Below are 20,036 nucleotides of genomic sequence, written 5' to 3' on the forward strand. Positions count from 1 at the left end.
AATGTATATCCTAAACATACCCCCATCATAGCACAAACAGGTACCTCTTTCTACTAGAGATACCTGTTGATCAGTACTATACGAACTATGTTCGCATAGATTAGTTGTGCGCTTCTACTTTCAAAATGGCTTCTGTAAGCAATTCTTCTGTTACTACATAAGGGCTGATGACCACATCACGAACGGAGGATGCTTTTTTCACGATCATTGGGATATGTTCTTTTGTTAATCCCATATCTGAAAGTTTCGTAGGCCATCCAATTTGACGATACACAGGTAACCAGCGACTTAACTCCTCATCTTGCTTGTCTGCTGCAAACAACACTAATAAGCCATAGGCTACCATTTCACCGTGAAGGTGGTGTTCTTCCGTATGAGGGTCTTCGGCGCAACCATAACACACAGCATGAGCAATGGTACTATTGAAATCTCCTGGCATGCAACCAGATACAATACCTGTGGTCAGTACAACGGCCATCACCAATTCATCAAAAAGACGATTGCGTTCCCCTTGCTCATTAGCAGTAAGAGCTTCACGACCATGTGCGAAAATTGGTTCTGCACACATCTTGGATAACGACAAGCCTACTTGTACGTTATAAGACAAGTCACGACCACGTGTAGCCATATGCGTTTCATAATGCTTCGCTATGGTATCACCCATACCTGCCCAGAAATATTGACTTGGGGCTTTCACCAAAATGTCTGCATCAATAAATGTATGCACTGCAGGACGTTTTAGGAAGGCTACGCTATCAAAGGTATGGTCCAAAGTATAAATGGCAATCGCCTCCGATGTAGCCGCACAAGTAGCGGCAATAGTAGGCACTGTGATGACAGGAATATCCCCTAATGCAATACTTGTTAATTTTGTGGTATCTAGGGCCTTACCGCCGCCCAGACCGATAAGGAAATCCGCTGCCTGCAAAGATTCCTTTTTCGCTAATTCATTCGTTACTGCATAGGCGCATTCACCGCCAAAATGTACCACCTCTAGTACTTCAACTCCAGCTGTTTCTAGGGCTGGTTGCAAGAAAGGTAATGCCACAGATAACGATGTATCTCCACCGATAATAACAGTTTTCTTGCCTAACTGTTTCGTATACTCTCCTATGGTGTCAAAAATTTCGTGTCCTCCAAAGCTATAGCTTGGTAATGTATGTACAGGTCTCATCCAATCATCCTTTCTATGAGTCCATTTAGGGCGTACCATTGTATGTTAAAACGTAATACAAAGTATTATAGGACGATTGAAAGGAAATTGCAATCACTATAGGAGATGTGTATATATAGTGCTATGGTTATATGTGATTTCTATGAATATCTCAGCACACCCGATTCACAGGCTCCCCTTTTAGGAATGCCACAATATTATCCATCACGATATGAGCCCGTGTAACAAATGCTTCTTGGCTCGCAAAGGCAATGTGTGGTGTTAATACTGTACGAGGTGCATCGCATAATGGATGGTCTGTTGGGATTGGCGGTTCTACTTCAAATACATCGATGCCTGCGCCACGTAATTTACCGGCATGCAAGGCTTTCGCCAAAGCTTCGTTATCCACCACAGGTCCACGCGCCGTATTGATTAACACGGCTGTATCTTTCATCATATCAATGCGTTTCGCATCGATTACATGGCGTGTCTCTTCTGTTAATGGTACATGTAAGGATAGAATATCTGCTTCTTGTACCACTGTGTCTAGGTCTGTAAAAGTAATCCCTTCTGCCACTAGTTCCGGTTTTTCTGAACGGTTATAGGCGATGACCTTGCAGCCAAAGGCTTTTGCAATGCGTGCCACCGCACTACCGATTGCGCCTGTTCCCACGATACCAAAGGTTTTTCCATACAATTCAAATCCAGGTAGTCCATCTTTGGTACCGCCTGTCCGTGTGCGACCATCGCAAGGCAATACATTACGAAGTACGGAAATGGCTAATCCAAACACCAATTCTGTAACGGCTTGTGTGGAATAGCCTGCCGCATTGCTCACAATGATACCTTTTTCATGACATGCCTCCAAATCAATATGGTCTACTCCTGTGAAAGCCACTGAAATAAACTCCAACTTTGGACATTGGCGAATGATCTCACCTGACAAAGGTTGATTCGCCAAGATAATGATAGACGCCTGACGAACACGGTCCAATAATTTTATTTGATTGGTTTCCTTTGTGCCGTATACGACTAGTTCATAGCCTTCTGCCTTGAAAGGCTCCGCTAGGGATTGTAACAATGTTTCGGATACTCCTAATGGTTCCATCACAACAATTTGTTTCATGAGATAACCTCACTTTCATACTTAGTATACAGGTATTAGTTAGTCAAACTACGTACCGGCGCCGGAATACGACCACCACGGCGAATGAACTCTTCCGAACTAAATGGATGCACTTTTATAATCGGTGCATATCCCAAGAGTCCACCAAACTCTACAATATCTCCTACGGTCTTATTTGGTACAGGAATGAGTCGTACCGCGGTAGTTTTATTATTAATCATACCGATAGCTGCCTCGTCTGCAATGATAGCTGAGATAGTGGCTGCCGACGTATCCCCAGGGACAGCAATCATATCTAGTCCCACAGAGCAAACACAAGTCATAGCTTCTAATTTATCTAAGGACAAACTGCCTAATGTAACCGCATCAATCATGCCCTTATCTTCACTGACAGGAATGAAAGCACCACTTAATCCACCTACGTGAGAAGATGCCATAAGGCCACCTTTTTTCACAGCATCGTTCAACAAGGCCAAAGCTGCCGTAGTACCATGGGTACCGCACGCTTCTAACCCCATTTCTTCTAGCACATGTGCTACAGAGTCCCCTACGGCAGGTGTGGGTGCTAAAGAAATATCAATAATACCAAATTGTTTATTCAATCTACGTGATGCCTCTTGTGCTACTAATTGTCCCACACGAGTAATTTTGAAAGCTGTCCGTTTAATCGTTTCCGCTACTACATCAAATGGTTCACCTTTTACAGATTCCAAAGCATGTTTTACTACTCCGGGACCACTGACGCCAACACTAATTGTTGTCTGACCTTCTGTGACCCCATGGAAAGCCCCTGCCATGAACGGATTATCTTCTACAGGATTGCAGAAAATCACTAGCTTCGCACAACCCAAAGCATCTCTATCGGCTGTGAGACGGGCTGTTTCTTTCACAATGTGCCCCATGTCAGCCACTGCATCCATATTGATGCCTGCCTTTGTAGAACCGATACCTACGGAGCTACACACGATATCTGTTGTCGCTAACGCTTCAGGAATGGAAGCTATGAGCTTGCGATCTCCCTCTGTATACCCTTTCGATACTAAGGCAGAGAACCCGCCAATGAAATTTACACCTACTGCTTTTGCTGCTTGATCTAAGGCACGAGCGATGGACACATAGTTGGGTAAGTTGGAGGCACCACCAATTAAAGAAATTGGTGTCACAGAAATACGTTTATTAATGATAGGTACTCCTAGTTCACGCTCTAAATCTTCCCCTGTTTTCACTAAATATTCTGCTTCCTTCGTAATATGGTCGTAAATACGAGTGCACATGCGCTCCCCATCTTCCGAGATACATCCTAATAGGCTAATCCCCATCGTGATGGTCCGCACATCTAACTTATTATCTTGAATCATCCGATTCGTTTCTAAAATATTTTCAATACTTAACATAGGTACCCTCGCTTATCCCACACGATGCATGCTTAAAAAGATGGCTGCATTTTGCGCTAAAATTTGAACCCCTAATCGTTCTCCTTCTGCTGCTAAAGCTTTTTGGATACCACTTAAATCAGCGGAGTCACTGACCTCACACATCATGATCATATTAAAGATACCATCCAAAATAGTTTGGTTAATGGATACTACATTTACTTCATTGTCCGCTAACACACGAGTCACTCCCGCAATAATACCTACTCTGTCTTGCCCTACCACTGTCACAACTAATTTCATAGTTTCATCTCCTATCAAATACGTATCCAATTGTAGTTTCATTATAAATTATAGTCATTTAAATTTCAACGAATATATAAAGTTCTTGACTTTCACTATAAACTATGAAATAATAGTACGATTTGTGAAACAAGGAGGTTCCTATGGCAGATGATCGTTTAATTGTAGCCTTAGATGTGTCCTCACTAGAGGAGATGAAATCCATCGTAACATCCTTAGGCGATTCCGTCAGCTATTATAAAGTTGGTATGGAATTATTTTATGCAGCAGGTGAACAAACTGTAGCATTTTTACGGGACCACAATAAATCCGTATTTCTTGACTTGAAGTTACATGATATTCCAAATACGGTAGCCCATGGTATTAAATCATTAACTCGTTTGGGAGCAAAATTAATCACTATCCACAGTCAAGGTGGCAAAGTGATGATGGAAGCGGCTATGAACGCCGCCAAAGAACAAGCTGCTGAACTAGGCATTGAGCGTCCTAAACTATTGGCGATTACAGCGCTAACCAGCTTTGATGATGAAAACTGGTCCGCTATTGGTGGTTCTTTACCAATTTCAGACCATGTAGTAAAACTAGCTAAACTAGCTAAAGAGGCTGGTGTAGATGGCGTTGTGGCTTCCCCATTAGAAGCGAAACTAATTCGTGAAGCCTGCGGAGAAGATTTCTTAATCGTCACACCAGGTATCCGTCCATCGTTTGCCGCTACTAACGACCAAAAACGTATTGCTACCCCTAGTAGCGCTTTACAAGATGGGGCCTCTCGCATTGTGGTAGGACGACCAATTACACAAGCAGAAAATCCACAAGAAGCAGTTCGTTTAATTGTTGAGGAAATGGAGACAGTTTAAAAATGATGACAGAAGAGAATGTAAAACAATTATTGATCGACACACAAGCTATTTTAGAAGGACATTTCTTGCTAACATCTGGCCTTCACAGCCCTATGTATGTAGAAAAATTTAACGTCTTATCTCATCCAAAATATACAGAACAATTATGCCAAGAGTTAGCTCGTCGTTTTGAAGATCAAAATGTAGAGCTTGTGATCGGACCTATGACTGGTGGCATCTTATTGGCTCACGAAGTAGGTAAAGCCTTAGGCACTCGTGCTATCTTTACAGAACGAGAAAAAGGTAAAATGACATTGCGTCGTGGTTTCCGCATTGAAAAAGGACAACGTGTTCTTATCGTAGAAGACATCGTAACCACAGGCGGATCCGTTCGTGAAGTAGTAGATGTTGTAAACGAAGCTGGCGGTGAAATCGTTGGCGTAGGCCTTCTTGTAAACCGCAGCGGTGGTAAAGCAGACTTTGGTGTGCCAAAAGAAAAAGTACAAGCCTTGTTGAACTTAACAGTACCAACATTTGAAGCTGATGCATGCCCACTTTGCCAAAATGGCACACCGATGACAGAACGTGGTAGTAAACATATTAAATAAAACTCTTATATATACCTAAATAGGTCCCCGTCTATTGTAAAATAGACGGAGGACCTTTCTTCTTTAGTAAAACCTATACAAAGCACAAAAAAGGAACTATGCAAAGATCATTCGATCTTGTATAGTTCCTTTTCTCATATACCGTTACAATCTATGTTTCCATCTGACTATCTAGTTATGATAACAACATCTAGCTCTCTAGTAAGTATTACATCATCTAAGATGAGCAGATAGGGCAGATATATTAACCGTTATATCCTTTAATTTTTAATGCTTCTACTAAACGACGCAATGCCACCATGTACGCAGCCAGCCTTGGGTATACTTTAAATTCTTCTTGCATAGCCCATACTTCTTCAAAGCTTTTCTTCATATTCTTCGCTAATTTTTCGTTTACTTCTTCCTCAGACCAGTAGAAGCCAGCTTTATTTTGTACCCATTCATAATAGGATACCACCACGCCACCACCATTCGCTAATACATCTGGCAATACAGGAATACCTTTTTCAAAGAAGTATAAGTCTGCATCTTTCGTTAATGGTCCGTTAGCACCTTCCAAGATTAATTTCGCTTTTACATCTTTCATATTGGCTTCGTTCACTTGGTTTTCTAAGGCCGCTAAGTATAGCACGTCTACGTCCAATAACAATAAATCTGGATTAGGGATTCGTGTCATACCTGGCTCTTCGTAGCCTTCTAAAGAACGGCCATGAGAATTTGCATATTCGTAAGCTTTTTCTACATCGATGCCGTTTGCATTGTACAGAGATCCATGTACATCACCGATGGCAACGATTTTAGCACCTTCACGATGCATCAATAAAGCACCAACAGATCCTACATTACCAAAACCTTGTACAGCAATCGTCAAATCTTTAATAGATTTACCTTGTTTTTCCAAGTAGGAAAGTAATGTAAACATACAGCCACGACCTGTTGCTTCATTACGACCTAAAGAACCACCGATGGCTAATGGTTTACCTGTTACGATCCCTGGTGTCCATTGACCAGTTAACGCACTGTACTCATCGACAATCCAAGACATGATTTGCGGATTTGTGTTCACATCAGGAGCTGGCACATCTCGTTCTACTCCAATGATAGGAGCAATTTTACGAACGAAACCACGTGTTAAACGTTCCAACTCTCTTGCACTTAGTTTTTTCGGATCTACCTTGATGCCGCCTTTGCCACCACCATATGGTAAATGAGCAATGGCATTTTTGATGGTCATCCACGCACCTAAAGCGCGCACTTCATTTTCATCTGCATCTGGATGAAAGCGAAGACCACCTTTAGATGCGCCAAGAACGGAGCTATGTTGGCAGCGGTAGCCAGTAAATACTTCCACATGTCCATCATCCATTTGTACTGGAATAGCCACGTTCATTTCACGTTCAGGGTGACGCAACACTTCATAGTCATTGCGTGGAATGCCCAATGTGTCCGCTGCTAAGTCTAATGTTTGCAGCATATTTTCATAAGGGTTGTAATTTGCCATAATACCACCTCGTTTTACATATAAATAGAATGTGTATATCCTAATAGTAACACAACTCATTCCTTATGACTATAAATTTTCAAAAAATCCTACTTATTTTATAGGTAAGTTAAAACTTTAAAAACACTATTGTAAAAAAGAAGCTGATTCTATCATGAGTCAGATAGAATCAGCTGTTCTTTTGCATTGAAAAATTGTCGACAACTCAAGTATCCTGCTATAGCAATGGCAATGGATACAGTTGAAAAGGTCATAAAAATAACGATAATCTGGTATTTGATGGCCTCTATAGGGCTCATGCCTGCCAAGATTAAGCCTGTCATCATCCCCGGCAAGGACACAATACCCAATGTTTTCGCAATATCGATGGTCGGTTGTAAGCTAACTATAAGGGCTCCTCGCAAAATAGCTTTACAGGCCTGCATAGGCGTAGCACCCAAGGCTAGCTTAATCTGAATCTCATGTTGGCGACTCTTAAAGTTCGTTGTAATTTGGCCGAAACACAATCCTACTGCCGCCATCGCCCCTGATATAACCATACCTGCTACAGGAATCATTTGATACGGCGTAAAGGATAAGACGTTAGCACTCAATAATACTGCTAACGTAAAGACAGCACCAATGCCGATGCTGACACCTGCAATCCATGAGGCACGTTTGATGCCAGGTCCCCGTTTACCTCCATTGATCGCAGCACTGATCAGCATCACCAATAATACGCCGCTAGTAAACAAAGGATTGTCCGCACCAAAAATGAAATGCAATAGATAGCCTACTACCACAAGTTGTACGACCGCTCGCAAAGCGCTGTGCAATATTTCTAGTTCCAATCGCAACCGCTGTTGATAGGACACGATGACAGCCATGACGATGAGTCCTGTTGCCATCAACAAGGATTCATTCGATAAGGCATTAAAGCTCCCCATGTAGCACCTCACAATCTGCAATATGTCCATCTTTCACAGTGATACGACGTTGCCCCATACGAACACTTTGGTCTAGATTATGGGTCACCTGTAACAAGGTTAAGCCTTCTTTATGCAACTGCATAAGACCTTGTTCTACCCACTCCGTATTTTCTGTATCCAAGGCAGATGTCACCTCATCTAATAGCAACACGTCAGGAGCAAACAGCAAACTACGAATCAAGCAAATTCGTTGCATTTCACCACCGGATAACTCTGTATTCGACTTCTCTAACAACTGTAGATCCATATGAAACAACTCGAATAGGTCTTTGATTCTTGTTTCGTCAACAGAACGACCTCTCATAGTAAAAGGAAAGGCTAGATTCCCTCGCACCGTTTGCCCAAACAAATAGGGTTGTTGGAAACAATAGGCTACTCGTTGGCGATATTCTGTAGGAGCATATTGATCCACCGGTTGTCCTTGAAAATAAATAGTTCCCCCCGTAGGAGATACCAAGGAGCTAGCCAATTTCAGAATTGTACTTTTACCACTCCCCGATGGACCTATGATGGTGATGCTTTCTCCTTGTTGAACCTCAAAAGAAATATCTTGCAAAATCGGACGACCATGAATCGCCAAAGAGATATGTTTAAAACGTAATACTGACATAATACTCACTCATTATCGGAATTATAAATCGATCACTAGTTCTACTGGACAATGGTCAGATCCAAAGATATCTGCATGGATTTTCGCCTCTTGGATCTTATCAGCAATGCTATTCGATACAAGGAAGTAGTCAATTCTCCATCCTACGTTCCGTTCACGAGCTTTCCCCATGTAGGACCACCAGCTGTACGCATCTACAGCATCAGGGTATAAATAGCGGAATGTATCTGTAAATCCAGCCGCTAGTAGTTCTGTCATTTTTTCACGTTCTTCATCACTGAAACCAGCATTCTTACGGTTAGTTTTCGGGTTTTTCAAGTCGATTTCTTGGTGCGCTACGTTAAGGTCACCACAAAGGATGACTGGCTTTTTCGCATCTAATGCTAGTAAATACTCACGGAATGCCACTTCCCATTCCATACGGTACTCCAAGCGAGCCAATTCACGTTGGCTATTCGGTGTATAGCAAGTCACCAAATAAAATTTTTCGTACTCTGCAGTAATCACACGGCCTTCTTGGTCATGTTCTTCAATACCAATGCCATTCACTACGGAAATTGGCTTTTCTTTTGTGAAAATAGCCGTACCGCTATAGCCTTTTTTCACTGCACTATTCCAATATTGTTCATGATTCGGCAAGACCATTTCAATTTGCTCTGGTTGTAATTTTGTTTCTTGTAAGCAGAACATATCTGCATCTAATGCATCGAATGCATCCATAAATCCTTTTGTCATAGCTGCACGCAAGCCATTGACATTCCAAGAGATTAATTTCATTGTTAGTACCTCATAGTATTTAGTAACAAAAATATATATCAATTATATCACAAACTCTTATTATGTATTATTTAGTTTTTTATAGGTATTTATTATTTAAAATCAATAGATTTTGTCCGTATAATCCATATTATTTGCCCCAAAAAATTTAACCCATAAATTTAGGTCAAAAATTGGTCATTTTTTTATGATGAATTGATCTATCTATTATATTACAAAAAGCTCTCTGACCGCAAAATTCCTTTAATTTACTACTTTATTCCTACTTTCTATTTTCGATTTTATTTTTCTGATAAATAAGGTTATAATAAGGTATATTTATTTTCGGAGGTTTTTATGTCATTTCTATCAAAAAATTGGGCAGGACTGTTAGCCTGTCTGATCATTTCTATCATCTCTTGGGTTTTAGGAGACTTTCTGCCTGTTGTGGGAGCACCTGTTTTCGCCATTTTTATCGGAATGATTCTCCATCCCTTTCTCACTTCCTATAAACAACTAGATGCCGGCTTGACTTATAGCTCAAAAAAATTGCTTCAGTACGCTGTTATCTTACTGGGATTTGGACTCAATATCTCTCAAGTTTTCGAGGTTGGAAAATCTTCCCTTCCTGTCATCCTCTCAACTATTTCAATTGCTCTGATTATAGCTTTCTTTTTCCAACGATTTTTTAACCTTGATAGAAAGCTAGCTATCCTGGTTGGTGTAGGCTCTTCTATCTGTGGCGGTTCTGCCATTGCAGCGACTGCTCCTGTTATTCACGCCAAGGAAAAAGAAGTGGCCCAATCCATTTCTGTTATCTTTTTCTTCAATGTCTTGGCAGCTCTTATCTTTCCAACTCTAGGTTCTTGGCTCCATCTTTCCAACGAAGGTTTTGCTCTCTTTGCGGGTACTGCAGTCAACGATACGTCCTCTGTAACAGCCGCAGCTAGCGCTTGGGATAGTCTTTACCAAAGCAATACTCTCGAGTCTGCCACTATTGTCAAACTGACCCGTACTCTAGCTATTATCCCTATTACTCTCTTCCTCTCCTATTGGCAAAGCCGTCAACAAGGAAACAACCAAGGAGTAAAGCTTAAAAAAATCTTCCCCGTTTTCATTCTCTACTTTATCCTAGGTTCTCTGCTAACTACTCTTCTCACATCTTTCGGTGTCAGCAATAGCTTCTTTTCACCTCTCAAACAACTCTCCAAATTCCTCATCATCATAGCTATGAGTGCTATTGGTCTCAAAACCAACCTCATTGCTATGATCAAATCCAGTGGAAAATCCATTTTTCTTGGAGCCCTTTGCTGGATTGCTATCATCCTGACTAGTCTTGGCATGCAATTACTCATCGGTATTTTCTAAGAAAAAAGGGAGCCTAAAGGCTACCTCAGAACGTAGACAGACGTCATTTTTGGCGTTTGTCTTTTTGTATGTTCAAAGATATTTTGTCTTATCATCTACTATTCCATCCAAAAATCTGATTTAAAGCAAAATAAAAAGGGATATTCCCTATCCATTTCACTTATTTTTCTATATGTTGTGGTAGAGACAATTTTGGTACAACATACAACTTTCCGAAAAATTGTACTTTTTCGGAAAAATGTACTCCTTTAGGAAAGTATCTAAAAAGTGCCCAAAGTCCTTGGCGCTGTAGGCGTTTCAAGTGATAGATACATCACAAAAGTATCTGAAAAAGCTCCAGGATCATCATCTCAGCACCGAAAATACGCTATTTTTGCATGAAAAAACGAAAATTCGGGGTCTGCATACAAAAAAATCGGAGGTGTTAGCCTCCAATTTGTTCTATTTATTTTTTATTGTTTTTTATTGTAAAGTAGACCCAACCGAATGAACATAGGTTGTAAAAAGCAAATGAAAAAACTGCGAGGATAATAGCTTCTGTGCCAAAATAGCCCATTTCTAGACCTCTTTTCAACAACAACAAGCCTATAGTTTCGACAACGATCAAAAATAAAAATATATAAAAAATTTTTGCCTTAAGCATATTGTTACCTCCTTAAACATATGGAAAAACGGCAATCAGCATTCACTAAATTACCGTTTTGTTTGAATTCGCTTACATTTTATTATATATTTTCGATATTTACTTTCCCAATATTTTAGGTGACAGTGGCAAATCTTTGTTGGAAAATGAAGCAAAATTTCTTACTTTTTCTATCTGTTAAATTAATAAATTTCTTTAAAGAAATACTATAAAATTTTGGTATAATGTTAAGGCTAGGCTGAGCGATACGTAATGGATAACTTTCAATAGAATAACCGGTAAGAATTAAAACACAGAAGATTAGACAGAAGGCTCTACCACCACCCATGCGGAAACAAGATTATATGAAATAAAAGGAGTAACCAATGACAGGAAACTATTCAGCACGTGAATACCGTGATAAATTATATGATGATCTTCATGTTCGATTAAGCGATACAGTAATTTTGATGTGCGCGATTTTTATTGCCTCTATAGGTTTAAATATGAATTCAACAGCTGTTATTATTGGAGCCATGCTGATTTCCCCTCTTATGACACCGATTGTTGGACTGGGATTCGGCTTAGCTATTTTTGATACCCGTTTGATCAAACAATCTCTAAATGTTTTATTGACTCAAGTAGTGGTCAGTTTGCTTGTCTCAGCTCTGTATTTCTGGATTTCTCCCATATCTTATGCAAGTAGCGAGTTGATTGCTCGAACCTCTCCAACCATTTGGGATGTTCTCATTGCTATTGCAGGTGGGATAGCAGGTGTCATTGGTTCAAGAAAAAAAGAAGCGAACAATATCGTGCCAGGAGTAGCCATTGCAACAGCTCTGATGCCACCTATCTGTACTGCAGGCTATGGTTTAGCTAATGGAAATGTACAATTTATATATGGCGCTCTCTATCTTTTCTTAATTAACTGTGTCTTTATCATGCTAACCAATATTGTTGGAACAAGAATTTTGATGAGAAAATCGCCCTTACGCTCATTTAAAGAACTAAATATTAAAATGAGAATTGGGTTGATATCCTTGATTGTATTATTAATTCTTCCTGCCACCTATTCAGCAGTCACGCTAACGATGGATCAGGCACGAAAAGAAGGAATCAAGCAGTTTGTAGGAAAAGAGTTCACCAATCATACGGTCATTAGTCAAGTCTACAAGTCAAGCAAAAATGAATTGGTCTTGACGATTGTTGGCAATCCGCTTTCAGAAGAACAATTAGAAACGCTCCGCCAAAAACAAGCCTCTTACGGTATTCAATCTGTTCATTTAAAAGTCAATCAAGTGAATCAAATTCATAATTCGACAAAATTGGATAGTGAAACGACCAAAGAATTTTATGAAAATATTAATAAGTATATCGATCAAAAACTCTCTGAAAAAAATTCACAAAAAGATCTTCTAAAAGAAAATGAAGAAGATAAGGATTAATGATATTGAACTTATCTCAAAAAAAAGCAACGGATTTGCCGTTGCTTTTTTTCATAGTTGCGATAGTCTTGCTAAACCAGAATCGCCCCATATACCATTTACAGATGCCACTTTTATACGAATAAGAGAATACAATATGAATATTGCTACAAACCTATTTATTGTAAATGAATTTTTTCTTTCCATTGTTGGATTTGTGCCACTTCTTCTGCCACGATTGTTTGTCCAATCTGCATTTGACGTGCTACGCACTCTGGCGCTGTACCGCTGTAGTTACTACGACCTGCTACGCAAGCTTCGATGGTAATGGCATCCAAGATATCTGCTTCAAAGTGGTGTGAAATAGCTTTGAAATCTTCCACTGACAAATCTAACAACACACAACCTTTTTCAATGCAATGTTGTACCGCTGCCCCTACAATGGCATGAGCTTCACGGAACGGTACCCCTTTTTTCGCCAAGTAGTCCGCCATATCCGTAGCATTGGAGAAATCATCGTCCAACACTGCTTTTGTATGGTCTCCATTAACTTTCATATGGCGTAACATGTCAGCTGTAATAGAGATAGCAAAATGCAAGGTATCGATCGTATCGAAAACGCCTTCTTTATCTTCTTGCATATCCTTGTTGTACGTCATTGGCAGGCCTTTCATGGTTGTAAGAAGTCCCATCAAATGACCGTAGATACGACCTGTTTTACCACGTACGAGTTCACATACGTCTGGATTTTTCTTTTGTGGCATAATGCTGGAACCAGTGCAATGGGCATCGTCTAATTCGATGAACCCAAACTCTGTGCTAGACCATAGGATTAATTCTTCGCTTAACCGACTTAAATGCATCATCACTTTTGCCCCAAAGCTGAGGAACTCTAATACATAGTCACGGTCGCTGACAGCATCCATACTATTTTCATAGATGGCATCGAAATGCAACAATTCCTTCGTCATATTTTGATCGATAGGATAGGTCGTACCTGCCAAAGCCCCTGCCCCTAATGGCATCACATTAGCATGTTTAAAGATTAACAGTAAATTATCAAAGTCACGACTGATCATGGAGAAGTACGCCATCATGTGGTGACTAAATAACACCGGTTGCGCCCGTTGTAAATGGGTATATCCAGGGATAATCACCTCTTTATACTTCTCTGCCACTTCTAAGAAAGCTTGTTGCAAATTCACAAGTTCCTCACCCATGTGTACCACAGCTTTACGAATATACATATGCAAATCCACTGCTACTTGGTCATTACGGCTACGCCCTGTATGCAGGCGTCCTCCCGCTTCACCGATGGTATCGGTTAAGCGTTTTTCTATATTCATATGGATGTCTTCTAATGCCACAGAAAACTCGAAATCTCCTGCATCGATCTGCTTTTCAATAGCCTGTAAGCCTGCTACGATGGCATTTTTATCTTCCTGAGAAATGATGTGTTGCGCTGCTAGCATTGTGGCATGGGCAATACTGCCTGCCACATCTTCTTTATACATGCGGGAATCAAAGGAAATAGAGGACGTGAAGTCCTCTACTGCCTTATCCGTCCCTTTGGTAAACCGTCCGCCCCAAAGTTTCGCCATTATTTTAAACCTGCTTTCTCTTTCATTAATGCATTAATTGTCAAAGGCAATCCGAATAAATTGATGAACCCTTCTGCATCAGCTTGGTTATATACATCATCTTCTTCAAATGTTACAAATTCTTGGTTATACAAGGAATATGGAGATGTAGATCCTGCGCTGATAATATTACCTTTGTACAATTTCAATGTAACTTGACCGGTTACTGTTTGTTGTGTGCTATCCACGAAAGCTTGTAAAGCGCTCATCAATGGAGCAAACCACATGCCATCATACACAAGTTCTCCGTATTTGTTTGCCACCAACTCTTTATAATGGTATGTGGCTCTGTCTAGGCAAAGATATTCTAATTCTCTATGGGCATACATGATGATAGCTCCACCAGGATTTTCATAGACACCACGAGATTTCATGCCTACTAACCGATTTTCTACAATATCCACGATGCCGATACCATTAGCTGCGCCGATTTCATTTAAAGTTTGTAAGATGGTAAGTGGAGACATGGCTTGACCATTCACTGCCACTGGAACACCTTCTTTGAAGTCGATGGTCACCATAGTTGGTACATCTGGAGCTTCTTCTGGAGATTTGCTAACTAAATATACATCATTTTTAGGTGCATTCTTAGGATCTTCTAAATCGCCACCTTCATGGGATAAATGCCATACGTTTTGGTCCATGGAGTATGGGTGTTTTTTAGTAGCCACTACTGGAATATCGTGTTTCGCTGCATATTCCATGCAATCTTCCCGAGATTTCAATTCCCATTCACGCCATGGTGCAATGATTTTTGTATTTGGTGAAAGTGCTTTAATAGTCAATTCAAAACGAACTTGGTCATTCCCTTTACCTGTCGCACCATGAGCAATGGCATCAGCACCTTCCTGTGCGGCAATTTCTACTAATTTTTTAGCAATCAATGGTCTTGCAAAAGAAGTACCTAATAGGTATTTGCCTTCGTATACAGCACCTGCTTTGACCACTGGCCAAATGTAGTCAGATACAAATTCTTCTTGCGCATCAATAATGTATGCTTTTGTAGCACCAGATTTGATAGCTTTTTTCTCTACTGCGTCATAATCTTCTGGTTGGCCTAAGTTTACGCATACTGCAATGACTTCTGCGCCATAGTTTTCTTTTAACCAAGGAATAATAACAGATGTGTCTAAACCGCCGGAGTAGGCTAATACTACTTTGTTAATGTTGCTCATAATAAACCTCTTTCTTTGTGTAAATGACTGCTATGCAGTACCTGTTTCTATCTTATGAACGTATTATACAACCACTTGCATAATAATGCAAGTATTTTTTATAAAAATTCTTTTATATACATTTTTAATCTATATGTTGCTATTCCATAGCCATTCCCTATAACCTATCATTTCATAATTGCTAAGGGCTAAATCATAATGTCTATTGTTTTTTACTAAAAATACTATAACTCTAACAATCTCAACGTCATCACTACTCTGTTACATTACAAATATCTTATGTGTATATAACAAGCACAAACCATTTTACTATAAGATTCTATCCATCCTATTGTTGATACCCCCTAGATGTGATATGATGAACCCATGAAAACACTTTTTAAACTCATTCTTGTGCTTGCCATTGCTGCTGGTGGTTTATATTGGTTCGCTGGGTATACCCCAGAGGATGCTAAAACGACTACGCAACATGTAGCGCATACGATAAAAGAACAAACCATTGAACAAGGGGAAGATCAACTTTCCAGAATCGACCGCATCAAACGTCTCTTTCATTTTAAAGAAGCTGTAGAGGAGGCCATGGATAAACGGGTGCCACTAGAGCATCGCGTTCGCAGCGAAGACATTAGCCCTATAGTAAAACAAGCTTTAGTGGCTACGGAAGATAAACGTTTTTATGAGCATGGAGCGGTAGATTTTTTTAGCATTGGTCGCGCCTTATATACGAATACCATAGCTGGGCAAACCGTAGAAGGTGGCAGTACCATTACCCAACAATTAGTAAAAAATTTATTCTTATCCTCCAAGCGTATCATGTCTCGTAAGGTGGAAGAAGTATTTCTTGCCTATTTGATGGAGCATTATTACAGCAAAGATGAAATCATCACCATGTATTTGAACACCATTTATTATGGTACCGATTACTATGGTATTAAAGCAGCCTCTGAAGGATACTTTAAGACAGAACCAAAGGACCTTAACTTAAGTCAAGCTGCTGTGCTGGCAGGCATTCCACAAGCGCCGTCCTACTTTAACCCAGTAAGCAACATAGATGCTACAAAACAACGACAACGGACAGTATTAACCTTAATGGCACAACAAGGGATTATCTCCTATGCAGATATCGATAAAGCCTATTATAAGAGACTTGACGCTCCGAAGAAACAAGAGAATCACTAAATAAAAATAGAGGAAAGTTGAACAAAACCTATCAACTTTCCTCTATTTCATTTCCTACTTATTTTTTACAATCTCTAGCTGTACATATACTTTCTATATTTGATACCACTAGGCATGACTACTTAACAGTTGCAGAGTGGGCTTATGATTTTTAACTTATTTCCCTAAGTTTCCTACTGGCACATAAATGCTACCACTAGACATAGGGGCAATAGTCCCTTGGTCGTAAATCAACACAATCTCATGATTTTCACGGGCAAAGAAACTATTTGGCTTGCCTACTGTGGCATCTGCATAGATAGATTTTTTACCATCTTTCGGTAGTTGTTGTATTCCTGCTGTAATCTTCTCTTGTGGAAGCCCACCAAAATCACTTAAAGACAACGTCCGGCCTGTGGTGGTATTAAAAGTAAATCCCTTTTCCACATTTACCCCATGAGACGCATTGTCTTCTATTGTATAGGATGTGATAGTGACAGAAAAAATACCATTCCCATCTGCTTTGACATCATAACTCATATACAGATTTTGTTTTTCTCCATCTACTGCTTTTTCATTCATCTTGTGGACTTGCTTACGAAGCTTTTCTACATAATCTGTAATCGTCTTATTTATTGCTTTCGTCACGTAAGGGCTTATAGATTGCACTCGTGGGTATGTCAAATCCATATGATTTTCTCTCACTGTCTCTGGTTTGACTGTTACTTGCAAACGATCTGTAAACGCTTTTGCCGTTGGTGCTACGATTTGTTTTTTATCTTGTCTAGATTTCATCGTTTCTTCGCGGATGATGCGATTGGTTTCTGGCGATGCTGTTATAGAGATACGTTCACCTACAGCAATCGGTGTTTCTTTCACCACCGTAACATCTGCTGCCTGTAACGCCATCGGTAAACAAGCGGCCATGAATAGAGCGCCAAATATCTTTCTTTTCATAGTCTGTCTCCTTATGATATAGGAATAATTATTTCTTTATATATACACTAACTAGATGAACCTTATATGAATATTTTAACTATATTCTCTCAAAAAGACGTATGTATACAATATTTACTATATTTTTTATTGAAAGTCTATGAGAATACTGATACAATGGATGAGATAGTAGTGTATTTTAAGGAGGTATAACTATGAAGCATGATTTTATGAGTCATGATATTAGCTTACCGGAATTAACAGTCAGAGGTATGTTACTAGGTGCGATTATTACATTAATCTTTACTGCATCTAACGTATACTTAGGGCTAAAAGTAGGTTTGACGTTCTCATCCTCCATTCCGGCTGCCGTAATATCTATGGCAATCTTACGCTTCTTCAAGGATTCCAATGTTCTTGAAAACAACATGGTACAAACGCAAGCATCTGCTGCTGGTACCTTATCTGCAGTCATTTTCGTATTGCCAGGTCTATTAATGATTGGTTATTGGCAAAACTTTGACTTATTGGAAACATTGTTATTATCCGCCTGCGGTGGATGCCTTGGGGTATTATTTACCATTCCATTACGCCGTGCTATGGTTATGAACAGCGACTTACCATATCCAGAAGGCCGTGCCGCTGCCGAAATCTTGAAAGTAGGCTCCAGTGTTCCTGGTGAAACAGTAAAACAATCTGGTGGTATGAAAGAAATCGTATCTGGTGGCGCATTGGCTGGTATCATCAGTTTTGTTACACAAGGTTTACGTGTCTTAGGCGAATCTAAATCATTCTGGTTCCCTGTAGGTGCTGGTGCTACACAAATTCCTTTCGGTTTCTCCTCTGCTTTATTAGGCGCAGGCTTCCTAATTGGTATTGCTAGTGGTATCGCTATCTTAATCGGTATGATTATTGCTTGGGGTGGTTTCGTACCATACTTAACAAATCATCTACCAAACCCAGATAATTTGGAAGCTATCAAATTCTCTAGCACAGTTTGGAAAACAAAAGTCCGCTTTATCGGTGCTGGTACTATCGGTGTGGCAGCGATTTGGACATTGCTAACATTGATCAAACCAATTATTGAAGGTATTAAATTATCTATTAAGTCCATGACGGCAAGCGCTGAATATCGTGACACACACCGTATGGATACAGATATGAAACCATCTACTATTGGCGTTGTATTTGCATTAATTATTATTGGCTTAATCATTTGCTTCTACTCTTTCGTGTCTGCTCTTCCAATGTCTGCAGGTCTTGCTTGGACATTAGTAATTGCAGGTATCGTAGTGGCATTGTTAATCGGCTTCTTCGTAGCTGCTGCTTGTGGTTACATGGCTGGTTTGATTGGTACTTCTGCAAGTCCAATCTCTGGTATCGGTATCATCGGTATCATCGTATCTTCTCTAGTAGTATTTGCCATCGGTTCTGCCAATGACTTATTATCTACTCCAGAAGGCGTAAAATTCTCCACTGCCTTGGCGATCTTCATGACATCCGTGGTTATCTCCATTGCAGCCATTTCCAACGATAACTTACAAGACTTGAAAACTGGTCAATTAGTAGGTGCTACACCTTGGAAACAACAGGTAGCTCTATTAATTGGTTCCTTAGCTGGTGCCGTAGCGATTGCTCCAGTACTTGACTTGTTATACCATGCATATGGTTTTACAGGCGCTATGCCTCGTGAAGGAATGGATCCTGCTCAAGCATTATCCGCTCCACAAGCTACTTTGATGCGTCAAATCGCAGAAGGTATCTTCAATGCTAATATGGATTGGACATACATTTTCTACGGCATCGTAGTAGGTATCGTAGCTATCGTTGTAAACTTAATTTTAAAATCTACAACAAAATCCTTAACATTACCACCACTTGCAATTGGTATGGGTATCTACTTACCTCCAACTTTGGAAATGCCTCTTGTAATGGGTGCCATCATCGGTTACTTCGTAAATCGTTATATTACAAAACGTGCGAAAGAACGTGCTGGTGCTTATGCAGATGCTGACGTAGAACAATCTAACCGCCGTGGCGTATTGTTCGCTTCTGGCTTGATCGTTGGTGAAAGTATCATCGGCGTTATCATCGCTGGTATCATCGCCTTCTCCGTAAGTACAGGTGGTAGCGAAGCTCCACTTCAATTGGCTTTCACTGAAGCAAAATCCTATGGTGATACAGCTGAATGGCTAGGCTTTGCAGCATACATCTTCGTTGCACTTTGCTTAATTCGCATCGTTATTGCTTCTAAATTCAACAAAGCAGAAGCAGAAGCAATCGAAAACATGAATAAATAAAACACTACACATATCACAAAAGAGGCTGTAACCATTTGGTTTCAGCCTTTTTTACTTCGCTAAAGAAATACACAAATAATAAAGGACTGAAGTAAATTCTAACGCATCATTTTACTTCAGTCCTTTTATATTTGTATCATACTAGCATATACAATGCTACCTTAATGTATTCT

Annotated in this window: 18 protein-coding genes; 6 read left to right on the forward strand and 12 right to left on the reverse strand. The window is 40.0% G+C overall.

Translation table 11 applies throughout. From position 1 onward, the window contains the following. Positions 1-100: 100 nt before the first annotated feature. From EO111_RS06120 to EO111_RS06135, 4 genes are all read right to left on the reverse strand, one after another. Positions 101-1,174, reverse strand: a complete 1,074-nt coding sequence (locus tag EO111_RS06120) for an iron-containing alcohol dehydrogenase family protein (RefSeq protein ID WP_127011019.1) — start codon at positions 1,172-1,174, stop codon at positions 101-103. 151 nt (positions 1,175-1,325) lie between these two features. Further along, on the reverse strand, positions 1,326-2,282 hold the full coding sequence (locus EO111_RS06125) for a 2-hydroxyacid dehydrogenase (protein ID WP_009353153.1): 957 nt from the start codon (positions 2,280-2,282) through the stop codon (positions 1,326-1,328). A 35-nt stretch (positions 2,283-2,317) separates the two neighbouring features. Next, entirely contained in the window at positions 2,318-3,676 is a 1,359-nt protein-coding gene (locus tag EO111_RS06130; RefSeq protein ID WP_009353184.1) for a PFL family protein, read from the reverse strand. 12 nt (positions 3,677-3,688) lie between these two features. Then, complete coding sequence (locus EO111_RS06135; RefSeq protein ID WP_009353203.1) at positions 3,689-3,958, reverse strand: ACT domain-containing protein; 270 nt, start codon at positions 3,956-3,958, stop codon at positions 3,689-3,691. Between the two features lie 143 nt (positions 3,959-4,101). Between EO111_RS06135 and pyrF the strand changes: the two genes are divergently transcribed. Further along, a complete protein-coding gene (gene pyrF / locus EO111_RS06140; protein WP_009353169.1) occupies positions 4,102-4,815 on the forward strand; it encodes an orotidine-5'-phosphate decarboxylase in 714 nt (237 codons plus the stop codon). 2 nt (positions 4,816-4,817) lie between these two features. After that, positions 4,818-5,405, forward strand: a complete 588-nt coding sequence (gene pyrE / locus EO111_RS06145; RefSeq protein ID WP_126939506.1) for an orotate phosphoribosyltransferase — start codon at positions 4,818-4,820, stop codon at positions 5,403-5,405. Between the two features lie 244 nt (positions 5,406-5,649). On the opposite strand, the gene EO111_RS06150 is transcribed toward pyrE, so the two are convergent. From EO111_RS06150 to EO111_RS06165, 4 genes are all read right to left on the reverse strand, one after another. Continuing rightward, a complete protein-coding gene (locus EO111_RS06150) occupies positions 5,650-6,906 on the reverse strand; it encodes a Glu/Leu/Phe/Val dehydrogenase (RefSeq protein ID WP_127011020.1) in 1,257 nt (418 codons plus the stop codon). A 152-nt stretch (positions 6,907-7,058) separates the two neighbouring features. Continuing rightward, positions 7,059-7,832: an iron export ABC transporter permease subunit FetB gene (gene fetB, locus EO111_RS06155; protein ID WP_127011021.1), complete on the reverse strand. Its 774-nt coding sequence runs from the start codon at positions 7,830-7,832 to the stop codon at positions 7,059-7,061. Beyond that, positions 7,819-8,484 (reverse strand): ATP-binding cassette domain-containing protein, encoded by a 666-nt coding sequence (locus EO111_RS06160; RefSeq protein WP_127011022.1) that lies wholly within the window; start codon positions 8,482-8,484, stop codon positions 7,819-7,821. The genes fetB and EO111_RS06160 overlap by 14 nt, the downstream gene beginning before the upstream one ends. A 21-nt stretch (positions 8,485-8,505) precedes the next feature. Continuing rightward, positions 8,506-9,261, reverse strand: a complete 756-nt coding sequence (locus EO111_RS06165) for an exodeoxyribonuclease III (RefSeq protein ID WP_126937749.1) — start codon at positions 9,259-9,261, stop codon at positions 8,506-8,508. A 336-nt stretch (positions 9,262-9,597) separates the two neighbouring features. Here EO111_RS06165 and EO111_RS06170 point away from each other — a divergent pair, with 336 nt between their 5' ends. After that, the gene (locus EO111_RS06170) at positions 9,598-10,608 is read left to right on the forward strand and encodes a YeiH family protein (protein ID WP_127011023.1); all 1,011 of its coding nucleotides are present in this window, start codon (positions 9,598-9,600) and stop codon (positions 10,606-10,608) included. A 445-nt stretch (positions 10,609-11,053) separates the two neighbouring features. Here the strand turns inward: EO111_RS06170 and EO111_RS06175 are convergent, their stop codons facing one another. Next, complete coding sequence (locus tag EO111_RS06175) at positions 11,054-11,251, reverse strand: hypothetical protein (RefSeq protein WP_062403614.1); 198 nt, start codon at positions 11,249-11,251, stop codon at positions 11,054-11,056. A 365-nt stretch (positions 11,252-11,616) separates the two neighbouring features. Here EO111_RS06175 and EO111_RS06180 point away from each other — a divergent pair, with 365 nt between their 5' ends. Further along, positions 11,617-12,675, forward strand: a complete 1,059-nt coding sequence (locus EO111_RS06180) for a TIGR00341 family protein (protein WP_127011024.1) — start codon at positions 11,617-11,619, stop codon at positions 12,673-12,675. A 158-nt stretch (positions 12,676-12,833) separates the two neighbouring features. Here EO111_RS06180 and argH read toward each other — a convergent pair whose 3' ends face one another. Further along, positions 12,834-14,255 (reverse strand): argininosuccinate lyase, encoded by a 1,422-nt coding sequence (gene argH, locus EO111_RS06185; protein WP_127011025.1) that lies wholly within the window; start codon positions 14,253-14,255, stop codon positions 12,834-12,836. Beyond that, positions 14,255-15,469 carry an argininosuccinate synthase gene (locus tag EO111_RS06190; protein ID WP_009353173.1) on the reverse strand — a complete coding sequence of 405 codons (1,215 nt, stop codon included), beginning with the start codon at positions 15,467-15,469 and terminating at the stop codon, positions 14,255-14,257. Before EO111_RS06190 ends, argH begins: the two co-directional genes overlap by 1 nt. Positions 15,470-15,835: 366 nt before the next feature. On the opposite strand from EO111_RS06190, the gene EO111_RS06195 reads away from it, so the two are divergent. Beyond that, positions 15,836-16,648, forward strand: coding sequence for a transglycosylase domain-containing protein (locus EO111_RS06195; RefSeq protein WP_009353221.1), 813 nt, complete (start codon positions 15,836-15,838; stop codon positions 16,646-16,648). A gap of 156 nt (positions 16,649-16,804) precedes the next feature. Here the strand turns inward: EO111_RS06195 and EO111_RS06200 are convergent, their stop codons facing one another. Continuing rightward, positions 16,805-17,584, reverse strand: coding sequence for a hypothetical protein (locus EO111_RS06200; RefSeq protein ID WP_127011026.1), 780 nt, complete (start codon positions 17,582-17,584; stop codon positions 16,805-16,807). A 194-nt stretch (positions 17,585-17,778) separates the two neighbouring features. Here EO111_RS06200 and EO111_RS06205 point away from each other — a divergent pair, with 194 nt between their 5' ends. Then, positions 17,779-19,863, forward strand: coding sequence for an OPT family oligopeptide transporter (locus EO111_RS06205; protein ID WP_009353181.1), 2,085 nt, complete (start codon positions 17,779-17,781; stop codon positions 19,861-19,863). Positions 19,864-20,036 lie beyond the last annotated feature (173 nt).

This window comes from Veillonella sp. CHU594, from assembly GCF_003992265.1.
In the GTDB taxonomy this organism is placed as follows: Bacteria; Bacillota; Negativicutes; order Veillonellales; family Veillonellaceae; genus F0422.